13 protein-coding genes are annotated in these 13424 nt (G+C 59.2%); 3 read left to right on the top strand and 10 right to left on the bottom strand.

The features are described from left to right. The 6 genes from rsxC to blr all read right to left on the bottom strand — a co-directional run. Nucleotides 1–1756 (bottom strand): electron transport complex subunit RsxC (gene rsxC / locus ENGE1_RS25510; RefSeq protein ID WP_064360871.1); only part of this gene is annotated, 1756 nt, incomplete at its 3' end. Next, nucleotides 1749–2327, bottom strand: coding sequence for an electron transport complex subunit RsxB (gene rsxB, locus ENGE1_RS25505; protein ID WP_043083704.1), 579 nt, complete (start codon nt 2325–2327; stop codon nt 1749–1751). The genes rsxC and rsxB, both read right to left, overlap by 8 nt. Then, nucleotides 2327–2908 (bottom strand): electron transport complex subunit RsxA, encoded by a 582-nt coding sequence (gene rsxA, locus ENGE1_RS25500; RefSeq protein ID WP_043083705.1) that lies wholly within the window; start codon nt 2906–2908, stop codon nt 2327–2329. Before rsxA ends, rsxB begins: the two co-directional genes overlap by 1 nt. A 71-nt stretch (nt 2909–2979) precedes the next feature. Further along, nucleotides 2980–3420 carry a DUF2569 domain-containing protein gene (locus ENGE1_RS25495; RefSeq protein WP_043083706.1) on the bottom strand — a complete coding sequence of 147 codons (441 nt, stop codon included), beginning with the start codon at nt 3418–3420 and terminating at the stop codon, nt 2980–2982. A gap of 69 nt (nt 3421–3489) precedes the next feature. Further along, a complete protein-coding gene (gene ydgT, locus ENGE1_RS27660) occupies nt 3490–3705 on the bottom strand; it encodes a transcription modulator YdgT (protein ID WP_071883387.1) in 216 nt (71 codons plus the stop codon). A gap of 361 nt (nt 3706–4066) precedes the next feature. After that, nucleotides 4067–4213 (bottom strand): division septum protein Blr, encoded by a 147-nt coding sequence (gene blr / locus ENGE1_RS25485; RefSeq protein ID WP_043083710.1) that lies wholly within the window; start codon nt 4211–4213, stop codon nt 4067–4069. A 189-nt stretch (nt 4214–4402) separates the two neighbouring features. Here blr and ENGE1_RS25480 point away from each other — a divergent pair, with 189 nt between their 5' ends. Continuing rightward, entirely contained in the window at nt 4403–5443 is a 1041-nt protein-coding gene (locus ENGE1_RS25480; RefSeq protein ID WP_043083711.1) for an oxidoreductase, read from the top strand. Nucleotides 5444–5476: 33 nt separating this feature from the next. Here the strand turns inward: ENGE1_RS25480 and add are convergent, their stop codons facing one another. The 4 genes from add to malX form a co-directional block, all read right to left on the bottom strand. Beyond that, nucleotides 5477–6478 (bottom strand): adenosine deaminase, encoded by a 1002-nt coding sequence (gene add / locus ENGE1_RS25475; RefSeq protein ID WP_048254727.1) that lies wholly within the window; start codon nt 6476–6478, stop codon nt 5477–5479. A 124-nt stretch (nt 6479–6602) separates the two neighbouring features. After that, nucleotides 6603–8411, bottom strand: coding sequence for a sulfatase-like hydrolase/transferase (locus ENGE1_RS25470; protein WP_048254729.1), 1809 nt, complete (start codon nt 8409–8411; stop codon nt 6603–6605). A 208-nt stretch (nt 8412–8619) separates the two neighbouring features. Continuing rightward, nucleotides 8620–9792, bottom strand: coding sequence for a MalY/PatB family protein (locus tag ENGE1_RS25465; RefSeq protein ID WP_048254730.1), 1173 nt, complete (start codon nt 9790–9792; stop codon nt 8620–8622). Nucleotides 9793–9842: 50 nt separating this feature from the next. Continuing rightward, nucleotides 9843–11435 (bottom strand): maltose/glucose-specific PTS transporter subunit IIBC, encoded by a 1593-nt coding sequence (gene malX, locus ENGE1_RS25460; RefSeq protein WP_048254732.1) that lies wholly within the window; start codon nt 11433–11435, stop codon nt 9843–9845. A 163-nt stretch (nt 11436–11598) separates the two neighbouring features. Here malX and malI point away from each other — a divergent pair, with 163 nt between their 5' ends. Then, nucleotides 11599–12627, top strand: coding sequence for a Mal regulon transcriptional regulator MalI (malI, locus tag ENGE1_RS25455; RefSeq protein ID WP_048254733.1), 1029 nt, complete (start codon nt 11599–11601; stop codon nt 12625–12627). A 509-nt stretch (nt 12628–13136) separates the two neighbouring features. Further along, the coding region (locus ENGE1_RS25450; RefSeq protein WP_162268909.1) for a type VI secretion system contractile sheath small subunit at nt 13137–13424 on the top strand (288 nt) is incomplete at its 3' end.

The raw sequence follows: 13424 nt of genomic DNA, 5'->3' as shown, positions 1-13424 counted from the left end.
CGGCCTGCGGTGCGGGCTCAGCGGTGGGCTGCTGCTCTGCCTTGCGGGCCTTAGCGCGGGCGATAGCGGCTTCTACCGCCGCTTTACGCGGATCGGCGGATTCAGACGCGTCCGGCTGAACGGCGGCGCGCTGTTTTTCAGCCTGCGCCGCTCTGGCCTGCGCCTTCCGGGCTTCGCGGGCGACGATAACCGCGCTGTTGTCCGGCTCGGCGCCGGCCTGGACTACTACCGGCCCGGCGGGCTGCTGCTTATCGCGCACCCGGGCGAGGGCGGCGCTGATGGCCTCTTTATCTTCGGCGGCGGGCTGAACGGCCGCCTGCTTGTGGCGCTCAAGGCGGGCGGCTTTCTCACGTTCCAGACGCTGCTGGCGGGCTTCAAAGCGCGCCTTCGCCTCGGCGGCGCGGCGCGCCTCCTCGCGAATGGCGGCGATCTCGGCCTTCTCCTGGCGGAAGTACTGCACCAGCGGAATGTTGCTCGGGCAGACCCACGCGCAGGCGCCGCACTCAATGCAGTCGGAAAGATTGTGTGCCGTGGCCTTGTCGTGCTGCTGGCCTTTACTGAACCAGTAAAGCTGCTGCGGCAGCAGATCCGCCGGGCAGGCGTCGGCGCAGGCGCTGCAGCGGATGCAGCCCTGCTCCTCCTGCTCTTTGCCCATCTCGCTCAGGGACGGAGCCAGCAGGCAGTTGGTTATCTTGACCACCGGTACGTCGAGCCACGGCAGGGTGAAGCCCATCAGCGGACCGCCCATGATCACCATCTGTTCGGCGCTGGCGTTAAAGCCGGCGTTGTCCAGCAGGTGGCGCACCGGCGTCCCGAGACGCGCCCAGACGTTACCGGGCTGCGCCACGGATTCGCCGGTCAGGGTGACCACGCGCTCGGTCAGCGGCTCGCCGTCGATAACCGCGCGCTTCACCGCGTAGGCGGTGCCGACGTTCTGCATCAGTACGCCGATATCCGACGAGCGTCCGCCGTGGGGAACCTGCTTGCCGGTCAGTATTTGCGTCAGCTGCTTAGCGCCGCCGGAGGGGTATTTTGTCGGTACCACCCGCAGGCTGATGCCGCGAACGTCCGCCAGCACGGCGCGCATCATCGAGATAGCCTGCGGCTTGTTGTCCTCAATGCCGATCAGCACCTCATCGGGCTGCAGAATATGGGCGAGAATGCGCACGCCGTCGATAATCTGCGCGGCGCAGTCCTGCATCAGCCTATCGTCGGCGGTGATGTAGGGTTCGCACTCGGCGGCGTTGATGATAAGCGTGCGGATCTTGTCGCCGCCGCCGCGCAGCTTAGCGCCGGTGGGGAAGCCTGCGCCGCCCAGCCCGGCGACGCCGAACTGGTGAATGCGCTCAATCAGCGCCTCGGGGCTGCGCTGCTGCCAGTCGCTCCAGCCGTCGCGCGCAAACCAGCGGTCTTCGCCGTCGGCCTCAAGAATAATGCTCATCTCCGACAGGCCGGACGGATGCGCGGTAGGGTGTGGCGCAATGGCGGATACGGTGCCGGAGGTCGGGGCGTGAACGGGCAGCATTCTTCCCCAGCCGCGGGTCAGCGGCTGACCGCGCAGCACGCGGTCGCCGGGGGCGACGCAAAGTTCGCCCTCGCTGCCGATGTGCTGTTTAAGCGGCATGACGTAGCGCTGCGCCAGCGGAACCTGGCGCAGCGGCGTACCGTTTGACTGGGTTTTCATTTCCGGCGGGTGAATACCGCCGTCAAAATCCCAGATTTTGTCCTTTCGGAACGCAGAAAATAACTTAAGCATGTTGTTCCACGGGAATATTACGGACCGGAATGGTTTGCAGATCCCACTTCCAGCTATCGGGCGTCTCGGCGACCGGACGCAGTTCAATGCACTGGGTCGGGCAGGGGGCCACGCATAAATTACAGCCGGTACAGAGGTCAGCCACCACGGTGTGCATGGCGCGGGTCGCGCCGACAATGGCGTCTACCGGGCAGGCCTGAATACACTTGGTGCAGCCGATGCAGTTGGCTTCGTCAATGACCGCCAGCATGCGGACCGGCTCCGCCGCCGCCTCGTCGCCATCAATCGGCTGCGGCTCAACGTTGAGCAGCGTAGCGATTTTGAGCATCACCGCTTCGCCGCCGGGGGCGCAGCGGTTAATCTTTTCGCCGTTAGCGCCGACCGCTTCCGCATAGGGGCGGCAGCCGGGATAGCCGCACTGGCCGCACTGGCTTTGGGGCAGGATTTCGTCGATCTTCTCCACGATCGGGTCATCCTCTACCGCGAAGCGGCGCGAGGCGTAACCGAGAATGCCGCCGAAGATCAGGCCGAGGATACTGAGCGCCGCAATGGCAATCCATACTAACGTCATTACAGCTTCACCAGACCGCTAAAGCCCATAAAGGCGAGGGCCATCAGGCCAGCCGTGACCAGCGAAATGGCGTTACCGCGAAACGGGGCGGGCACATCGGCGACCACCAGCCGCTCGCGGATGGCGGCGAACAGCACCATGACCAGCGAGAAGCCGACGGCGGCAGAAAAGCCGTACAGCGCCGACTGCAGGAAATTGTGGCCGAGGTTAATATTCAGCAGCGCCACGCCGAGCACCGCGCAGTTGGTGGTGATAAGCGGCAGGAAGATGCCCAGCAGGCGATAGAGCGCCGGGCTGGTCTTGCGTACCACCATCTCGGTGAACTGCACCACGACGGCAATCACCAGAATAAAGGCGAGGGTGCGCAGATAGACGAGGTTCAGCGGGATCAGGATCCAGGTGTCAATCAGCCAGGCGCAGATAGAGGCAAGCGTCATCACAAAAGTGGTGGCCAGTCCCATGCCCATCGCGGTTTCCAGCTTTTTGGAAACGCCCATAAACGGGCACAGGCCGAGAAACTTCACCAGGACGAAGTTGTTCACCAGCACCGTGCCGACAAAAAGGAGTAGGTAATCAGTCATGTTACAACGAGTAGCCTGAAACGATTAAAGTCGCCGGTAATGGGAAAACCTTAACAGGCGACCACGAATTATTACGGATTAACGAAAGTGCGCTGTACCCGCGCCGAACGCTTAAAATAGGGCACCAGCAGCGAGGCGGCGATCAGCGGAAAAACCAGCTGTCGCAGGGCCAGCGAATCCGGTACAGGCGAAAAGGCGAAGGTCTTGACCGCCAGCAGCACCGAAATCAGCAGCCATAAAATATAGTGCTTTGGCACCAGTCGGCGGCGCTTAAAGAAGGCCACCGTCAGCCACAGCGTATAGTACCACATTCCTGCCGCCACCAGCAGGGACAGCAGCCACAGGCCCTTGCCCGTACTGCTTAGCGCACCCAGCCTGCCCAGCGCGCCCGGAGAGATAATGACCCCTGCATATAGCAGCACCGCAAGCGAGGCGCTGATGGCCGCAACAATCAGCCAGGCCAGCGGCGCAAGGAGCCAGCCGCCAATACGTTCTGCGGGTTCAGTAGACATGACTTCTCCAGGTCGGAACAGGTATAAAAACAGGGGCAGTATAAGCAACTGCCCGCTGAGAAAACAGCGCTACTGCACGTAATGCCAAACGGTTTTTGGCACCTGGCCGATGTCGTACAGACGTCCGCCGGAAACCAGCTCAGCGCGGCGATGATCGGCGGCGCGATACATACTGATGATTTCCCGCGTATCGCTGAGGGAATAATTAAGGTGATCGAACAGTTTTTCAAGGCTTTCGAGGGAGCTTACTTTTCGGAATTTTAATAAGTATTCCTGCACGGTCATATTATTGCTATCTCGTCTATTGTGTTGTATTTATTAGATAAAATCAGGTTATGACAACAACGCGCTGCATCGCCGTTTATGTTGTGAAACCGAAGTGAGATTCAAGAAGTCAAATATACCAAAAAAGGCAACGCGCATAATGTTCGTTACCCTTAAGCTAAAACACGCTGTTTTTTGACTCAGATACAGGCGTCGACGGCCCGCGGGCAGGAAGAGTAGCGCCGTTAACGGCGGCTGGCAAACGGATTTTAGCGCCGCTCGCGATTATTTTGTAGGGCGACGGGCGTAATGTGATTATCATCGATAAATGCGTCAGCCGCGCCGGGGGGAGTAATAGTGGCCGCCCGGAGGCGACCGCTATTTATGCGCTTTTACCTGTCTGCACTTTGGCATCAGGCTCCGGCGTTTGGTAGTCATCAATATGATGCGCCACAACCAGAAGCATCAGAGAAACACCCAAAACCACCCAGCCAATCAGCTCAACAATGCGATTAAATATTAAGGTCATAACACTTTCATCGCTAAATTTAACAAGCTTAAAATATTACCAGGAAGATTGCGCGGTCTCCAGGGCGAAATAGACTTTTTTCGCGCCCTGAAGGCCGTGGTCTCAGAGTAGAGCACCAGACAGGCCTGATTTCAGATGATACCCTTACCGGGGTGAGTACCAGTGACAGTGCATATAAGAGGACGGCAAATGAGCGACACAATTCGGGTTGGCCTGATAGGCTACGGTTACGCCAGTAAAACTTTCCACGCGCCGCTTATCGGCGGCACGTCCGGCATGACGCTGGCGGCCATCTCCAGTAGCGATGAGGCGAAGGTCAGGGCCGACTGGCCGACGGTATCGGTAGTGGCCGACCCGCAGCAGCTGTTCAGCGATCCCTCGCTCGATCTGATCGTTATACCTACGCCTAACGATACGCACTATCCGCTGGCAAAAGCGGCGCTGGAGGCGGGTAAACACGTGGTGGTCGATAAACCTTTTACCGTGACGTTGTCACAGGCTCGCGAGCTTGAAGCGCTGGCCCGCCGCTGCGGCCGCCTGCTGTCGGTGTTCCATAACCGACGCTGGGACAGCGACTTCCTGACCGTGAAATCGCTGATCAATGACGGCACCCTCGGCGAAGTCTCTTATTTCGAATCACACTTCGACCGCTACCGGCCGGAGGTGCGCAACCGCTGGCGCGAACAGGGCGGGCCGGGCAGCGGCATCTGGTACGATCTGGGACCGCATCTGCTTGACCAGGCCATTACCCTGTTTGGCCTGCCGGTCAGCATGGCGGTGGATCTTGCTCAGCTGCGCCCCGGCGCCCAGTCTACCGACTACTTCCACGCGGTGCTGGCCTATCCCCAGCGGCGGGTGATTTTGCACAGCACGGTGCTGGCCGCGGCGGAAACTGCGCGCTACATCGTGCACGGTTCCCGGGCAAGCTACATAAAATACGGCGTCGATCCGCAGGAAGAGCGGCTGAAAAACGGCGAGCGGCTGCCGCAGGAGGACTGGGGTTACGACATGCGCGACGGCGTGCTGACGCGGGTGGCGGGCGACGAGCGCACCGAAGAGAGCTGGCTGACGGTGCCGGGCAACTATCCGGCCTACTATGCCGGCATCCGCGATGCCCTGAACGGCAACGGCGAAAACCCGGTGCCGGTCAGCCAGGCTATCGTAGTGATGGAGCTTATCGAGATGGGCATTGAGTCCGCGAAGCACCGCGCGACCCTGAGCCTCGCCTGATACAGCGCCGCCCCGGGGCGGCGCTTAACGCACTCAGGCGCTGCGCACCTTCTCTGCCAGCGCCTTTTTCTCCTGCGCCGACAAAAAGGCGATCTCCAGACCGTTGATCTGCGCCTGGCGGATCTGCGCCTGGCTCAGCCCGGCGGCGGGCGCGGCTACCTCATACTCATGAATAATATCAATGCCCTGCACGGCGGGATCGTCGGTGTTCAGGCTCGCCCGTACGCCGCGCTCAAGGAAGGTTTTCAGCGGGTGCTGCGCCAGCGACGGCACGGTGCTGGTCTGGATATTCGAGGTCAGACAGGATTCGATGCCGATGCCGTTCTCCGCCAGATAGTCCATCAGGGCGGGATCTTCCACCGCCTTCACGCCGTGTCCGATACGCTCGGCGCCCAGCTCGCGAATGGCCTGCCAGATGCTCTGCGCCCCGGCGGCTTCGCCGGCGTGAACGGTGATGTGCCAGCCGGCATCGCGAGCGCGGGTAAAGTGGCTGACGAACAGCCCGCCGGGGAAGCCCAGCTCATCGCCGGCCAGATCGAGGGCGGCAATGCTGTCCCGGTGGGCCAGCAGGGCGTTCAGCTCCTGCTCGCAGGCGGTCTCGCCGAAGGTGCGGCTCATAATGCCGATAAGTTTCGCCTGCACCGGAAAGTCGCGGCAGCCCTCGCGCACGCCGGCGATCGTTGCTTCCACCACGCCCGCCGCCGGCAGGCGGTGATTCATGGCCATATAGCCCGGCGAAAAACGCAGCTCCACATAGTGCAGGCCGCAGCGCGCCGCGTCCTCAATATTTTCGTAAGCGATGCGGCGGCAGGCGTCGAGGTCGGCCAGCACCTTTACGCCCCAGTCGAGCTTGCTGAGAAAGCTCACCAGGTCCGGCTCATTACTGGTCACCTGCACGTGGGGGATCAGCGCGTCCAGCGTGGCGGCGGGCAGAGTAATATTATGCTGGCGGCCAAGGTCGAGAATAGTTTGCGCGCGGATATTGCCGTCGAGGTGGCGGTGAATGTCGGTCAGGGGCAGGTCTTTAGTAATCATGGTCGCACTCATTTTTAGATCAAGTGCGAACCATTATAAAAACAAAGCGGGTTAAAAAGCTATTTGCGCAAACGGCCATCAGGCGTCCGCCGCAATGAAAAGGGCGCCTTACGGCGCCCCAACATTAGCGTTTATTAAAATGACGCATCTGATCCATCGCGTCATACACGTATTTGAAGTTTGGCTGGCCGTCGATTTCCTGGTTATGGGCATTCATATAGTGGCTGATGCCAATGCCGTTCACCTGATAGATGCTGTCCGGCGTGCGCAGCGCCCACATGCTGTAGCTGGACATCAGCAGCCACGGACGCGCCGGCATATCGGAGGCCATATCATACCCGGTAGAGTAATCGCTGACCGGGTTTTCAACCCCGAGGTAGTGCTTCATCAGCATCGGCACCACGTCTTCATGGCTGGTGAGCTTGTGGCTGTTTTGCGCCACCGCCGCGCGGTCGTCGGGGTTAATGACGATAAACGGCACTTTGGTCTGGGCATCGGTAAAGTTGCCGTTGTGGCCCCAGAAGCCCATGTGGTTATCGTTCATCTCCTGCGCGTGGTCGCCGGTCAAAATGATCAGCGTATCGTTCAGCGTGCCGTCGGCCTTCAGCTGCGCAAACACTTTGTCCACCAGCGAATCGATATAGTAGACGCTGTTTTTATAGCGGTTAAACAGCGGTTGCGGATCGGTGTCGTTTTTCAGCGTCATGTAGTTCAGGTCGTTGACCGGAGAAAACTTCTCGCCGTCCTTCGGAAACTCATAGGCGTGGGCTGAATCGTAGAACAGGAAGGAGAAGGTCGGGCGGCTCTTATCCCGCGCCTGATACCACGCGCTCCAGTCCTTGTTGACGTTAGCGTCGCGCTCCGGCGTGGTCGTCCCCGCACTGTTGATGCGCAGATTTTTCACGGTGGCGAATACCGTGCGGTCAAACTCCGGGAAGGTGACTTTGGCCGAGGTGAAAATACCCAGCTGATAATCCTGCTTCTGCAGCGTGGTTACGAACAGCGACGGAACATTGTTATGCAGGAAGGCTTCCCAGTAGGTGCCGGGCACGCCGTAGAACAGGCCAAAGATGCCGGTGCGGGTGGCGTTGCCGGTGGAGTAGTGGTTATCGAAAACTACGCCGTTATTCTCGGCGGCGAGTCTGACCATGTTTGGCGAGACCGCCTGCGAGAAGGTATCAAAGCGCCAGGCATCAATCAGAATAAACATGATGTTTTTCGGCTTGTGAGTCAGCGGATTGATGATCAGCGGATGCAGCGGATAGTTGAGATGGCGGGCGCTTTCGTCAACCACCGGATGACGATTTTTGCCGCCCTCTTTATCAAAGAAGCCCATGATCTTCTTCGAGGTCAGCGGGTAGTAGAGCGGCAGTTTTTCCTGCACCGTCATGATCGGCGAATAGGAATACCAGAAGCCAATCATATAGGTGATATTGCTGATAAGCAGCGCCACCACCGCAAAGATGCTGGCCCATTTAACGATTTTACGCCCTTTATCCCCCGCGTAGCGCCGCTCTATGCGCAGCAGGATCAGCAATTCAATCGCAAAGGCGGCGATAAAGATCAGCGCCACCAGGGCGTAGGTGGCCAGCGAAAAGTCCACTACCTGGCCGGAGAGCACCAGCGTCAGCATCGACTGATTAATGTGGAAGCGATACTGCTCGAAGACGATGGTATCAACGTAGAGCGCTATCTGGGCGAAGGTAAACAGCAGCGCCACGATGGGGCGGCGCACGTACTTATTCAGTAAGAGGAGCGGCGAGCAAATCAGGAACAGCAGCAGATAAAGCAGGAAGAAATTCCCCAGCACCGCAAAAAAGGAGAAGCTGTGGGTGGTGATATTAAACAGACTGCCCGGCGTGGTGAAATACCGTATGGCAATCAGCGCTGAAATCAGCACGTTTACCAATGAGAAAAGAAAAAGTTTTTTCATAAAATGACCAAAAGGTTATTCCTGATTAAAAAAGCTGCATCCCTACCTTGCCTGCGCTCTTCCCTGAAATGCGCTTTACAAAGCGCAGGCTATAGTAATGGTCGCGCCAGGGTAATGCCAGCGCTGAGACCGGGAAAAGGTGATTCAGAGAGACTGCGTTTACGCAGCGCGCGGCCTGATGTCCAGGCCGCGAAGAGAGGGTGTTAAATCAGCGCAGGGCGTGAAGGGCGTTAATCAGGGCCTGAACGCCCTTTTCGAGCTTGCCGCGCGGGCAGCCGGCGTTGAGGCGCACGAAGCCGTTGCCCTCCTCGCCGTAGGTATAGCCCGGCATAATGGCCACTTTCTGCTGCTCGATCAGCACCTTTTGCAATAGCCGGTCGTCAATGTTCAGCGTCCGCAGGTCGATCCACGCCAGGTAGGTTGCCTCCGGGGGCTGCCAGCCCAGTTCGGGAAAGGCAGCGTTAATGGCGTCGGCGATATAGCGCATGTTCGCCTGCAGATAGCCGCGCAGGGCGTCCAGCCACGCTTCGCCATCGCGGTAAGCGGCGATGTGCGCCACCAGCGCCGGTACCGACGGCGACGAGAGACCGTCGCGGTTCTTCAGCGCCTGCAGGTACTGCTCGCGGTCTGCGGCATCGGCAATCAGGCCGTAGGCGCCGGTGAGGGCGGGAATATTGAAACTCTTGGAGCCAGAGGTAAACAGCGCCCACGGCGTGCGGGCCACCTCGCACCACGGCAGGTGGCGGCTATCGCCCCAGGTCATGTCCATATGGATCTCGTCGCTGATGACCTTCACGCCGTGTTTTTCGCACAGCGCGGCCATTGCCTCCAGCTCGTCCCGGCACCAGACCTTGCCGGTGGGATTGTGCGGACTGCACAGCAGCAGGATTTTATTGCGCGGATCCGCCAGAGCGGCCTCCAGTGCGGCCATGTCGCAGTCCCAGCCACCCGCGTTCTGCGTCAGCGGTACCGGGGCCACCCGGCGCTGATTGCCCTCGATGGTTTTAAAAAAGGCGTCGTAGGCGGGCGTGTGGACCACGATGCCGTCGCCGACGGCGGACCACTGGCGGATCATTTCTGCCACCATATAGATGACAGACGGACCGTAGACAATGCTCTGCGGATCGATAGCGCTGCCGAAGCGGCGCTGATACCAGCCCGCCACCGCCGCGAGGAACTCGTCGTTTTTCCAGCGGCTGTAGCCGAACACGCCGTGCTGCAGGCGCTGGCTCAGGGCGTCAATCACGCAGGGGGCAGTAGTAAAATCCATATCGGAAATGGTGAACGGCAGCAGATCGGCGCTGCCGAAGCGGTCCGCTACGTAGTCCCACTGCGTGCACCAGGTGCCGCGGCGGTCAATCACTTGCGAAAAATCAGTCATATCTTCTGTCCATAAAATCAGCGGGCCCCGCGTTTGGAGCCCGCTGGCCGCTAGGCCTGGATGGTATTCATCAGGGAGGAGAGTTCATCCTTCACCGACTGCACCTGCGGGCCGATGACCACCTGCAGATTGTGCTGGTTGAGCTGCACCACGCCAATGGCGCGGTTGGCCTTCAGCGCCGCCGGGTCCACTTTACTCATGTCCGCCACCGACAGGCGCAGGCGGGTGATGCAGTTATCGAGGCTGGTGATATTTTCCGCCCCGCCCAGCGCGGCCAGAATCGCCGGAGTATTGTAGCCCGATTTGCCGACGGTACCGGCCACGGCGCTCTCGACGCTGGCGGTGCTTTCGGCATCGCGGCCCGGCGTTTTGAGATTAAAGCGGGTGATGGCGAAGCGGAAAATGGCGTAGTAGGCCACAAACCAGACGGCGGCGACAACCGGCACCAGATACCACTTGGTGGCCAGGCCGTGCAGAATGCCGAACACCACAAAATCGATGATGTTGCCGTCGGTATTGCCGATGGTCACGCCCAGCACCGCCATCAGGGTAAAGCCCAGCCCGGTCAGCAGGGCGTGGATCACGTACAGCACCGGCGCTACGAACAGGAACAGGAACTCCAGCGGCTCGGTAGTCCCGCCCACCACGCAGGCGATGACGCCGGAAATCAGCAGGCCTTTAATTTTATGCCGGTTTTCGGGACGGGCGCAGTGGTACATCGCCAGCGCCGCGCCGGGCAGGCCGCCGAGGAAGGCGGGCATTTTGCCCTGCGACAGGAAGCGGGTTGCGCTTTCGGCAAAACCGTGGCTGGTCGGGCAGCTCAGCTGCGCCTGGAAGATAGTCAGCGCGCCGCTGACCTCGTGGCCGCAGACGTTAAGCGTGCCGCCCGCTTCGGTAAAGCGGATCAGCGCCACCAGGATATGGTGCAGGCCGAAGGGCAGCAGCAGACGCTCGCCGGTGCCGAACAGCATCGGGCCAAAATCGCCGGCGCTGTTGATCGCGTAGCCAAGCCCGTTGATACCTTTAGCAAAGAACGGCCACACCAGCGGAATAACCAGCCCCACCAGACCGAGCACCACGGTCGAGATAATCGGTACAAAGCGGGTGCCGCCGAAGAAAGCCAGGGCATCCGGCAGGCGGATATTGTGAAAGCGCTCATGCAGCAGCCAGACGATGATGCCGCAGATCACGGCGCCGAGAATGCCGGTATCAATGGACTGGATCCCGAGCACGAACTGAATATTGTTGGCCTTCAGCACCGCCGGATCGGTAGTCGGCAGAATGCCTTTTGCGGTCAGCCAGAAGTTGACTGCCAGGTTCATCACCGCAAAGCCGACAAAACCGGCAAACGCCGCCACGCCCTTGTTTTCACGCGCCAGCCCCAGCGGGATGGCGATACAGAACATGACCGGCAGGAAGCTGAAGGCGAAGGAGCCGACTTTTCCCATCCACACGAAGATGGCCTGCAGGAAGGGCACGTCCAGCCACGGTAGCAGCGTGGTGACGTCGTGGCTGCTCAGGGAGCTGCCGATCCCCAGCATGATGCCGCAGAAAGAGAGCAGGGCCACCGGCAGCATAAAGGTTTTACCCAGCTGCTGGAAAAACTCCCACAGTGTAATTTTTGGTGCTGCTTTCGCCGTCATTGAGCGACTCCTTAACTATTTAAATCATCAATGGGGCAGGAAGATAAAACGTTTTACCTAATTTTAGTGCGATTAAAATCACATAACTTAGCGATAATAACGTTTATAAATATTCACTATTGATAAAACGTTTTATCCCCAGGCAAGGAGCAGGTCAGGATCCATGGCGGGCGTCAAAAAAATCACCATTAACGATGTAGCCCACGCGGCGGGCGTCTCAGTCTCTACCGTCTCGCTGGTGCTGAGCGGTAAAGGGCGCATCTCCAGCGCGACCGGCGAGCGCGTCAATCAGGCGATCGAGCAGCTCGGCTTCGTGCGCAACCGCCAGGCCGCCTCCCTGCGCGGCGGCCAGACCGGCGTTATCGGGCTCATCGTCGCCGACCTTAGCGCGCCGTTTTACGCCGAGCTGGCCGCCGGGACCATCGCCGCGCTGGAGGCGCAGGGAAAAATGGTCTTTCTTACCCAGGGCGGCAGGCAGGGGGAATTCATGCCCGAGCGCTTCGACACTCTGATGGCCCAGGGCGTTGACGGCGTGGCGATCGCCGGGGCGGTCGATCGCGCGATCGCGCTCAGGCAGAAGGCCGAAGAGGCCGGCATGCCGCTGGTATTCGCCTCCCGCGCCAGCTATCTGGAGGATGTCGACCTGATCCGCCCGGACAACACCCGCGCCGCGCAGGCGGTCACCGAACACCTGATCCGCCAGGGGCACCAGCGCATCGCCTGGCTCGGCGGACGCAGCGCCTCCCTGGCGCGGGCGGAGCGCGTCGGCGGCTACTGCGCCACGCTGCTGAAGTACGGCCTGCCGTTTCACAGCGAATGGGTCGTGGAGTGCGAAACCGGCCACCGGCAGGCCGCCGAAGCGCTGTCAGCGCTGCTTCGCCAGCACCAGACCATCACGGCGGTGGTCTGCTACAACAGCGCGGTGGCGATGGGCGCCTGGCTTGAGCTGATGCGCTCCGGCTGGGAGTGCGGCGACGGCGGCGCCGGGAATTACTACGAGAAGCGCATGGCGCTGGCGGCCTTTGCCGACGTACCGGAGAGCGACCTGCTGGATGCCCCGGTGACCTGGGCCATTACTCCGGCGCGGGAGATAGGCCAGCAGGTGGCGGAAAAAGTGCTGCAGCGCATCGGCGACGGCGCGGGCGCGGTGCATAACCAGGTGATGCTGCCGAGGCTGGTGGTGGCGGGGTGAATAAAATGACGACGGTGAATAAAGAAGTGAATCAACTTTCAGGACTATAATCATAATTGAAGTGAATGGATAATGGTTTTCCTTTTATTAAATCAATTATTCTAATTCCCTGCCAGGGAGGGGAGGGGAAGTTAAAATAAATCGCTAACCTCATTATTAAGATTTTCGTCATTAAGTCTCACTCGCCAGACTTGATTTCACTAGTTTCTGTCAATTTCTTTAAATAATCAATAATTGATTAAAGTCAATATCTGCTTAATTCATCATTAATCACTGAAAAATACTGCATCCACGATGCAAGTGGTTAGTTTTTAGTCCATGGGTAGCTGTTAAATCTAGGTAGCCAGGATCTTTATCTTTTTTATTTATCCAGAATAAATGACCTAAGAATTTTCTTGTACCAAGATTTTGATCTGAATATATGGTTTATGCTGGTTTAATGATCTAATGTGACATCTCTACGCGTTAGCGTAAAAAACACGCACAGATATAACACAGGGATAATTCATATGTCTGACAGCTTCCAGTCTGAGGTGCCCAAGGCACGCATCAACCTTAAACTTGACCTGCATACGGGCGGGGCAAGCAAAAAAACGGAATTACCGCTCAAACTGCTGGTAACCGGCGACTTCAGTAACGGGCAGGAGCACGCGCCGCTCTCGGAGAGAGAGAAGGTAAATATAAATAAAAACAACTTTGATGCAGTGCTTTCAGATTATTCTCCGCAGGTTAATCTCACCGTGGAAAATACGCTGGCCGGCGACGGCCGGGAAGAGAATATCCGCCTGACCTTCCGC

The organism is Pluralibacter gergoviae ATCC 33028 = NBRC 105706, assembly GCF_001598855.1.
Taxonomy (GTDB): Bacteria; Pseudomonadota; Gammaproteobacteria; order Enterobacterales; family Enterobacteriaceae; genus Pluralibacter; species Pluralibacter gergoviae.
The sequence above is the reverse complement of the archived record's forward strand: the minus strand, read 5'-3'. Positions and strand labels throughout refer to the sequence as shown.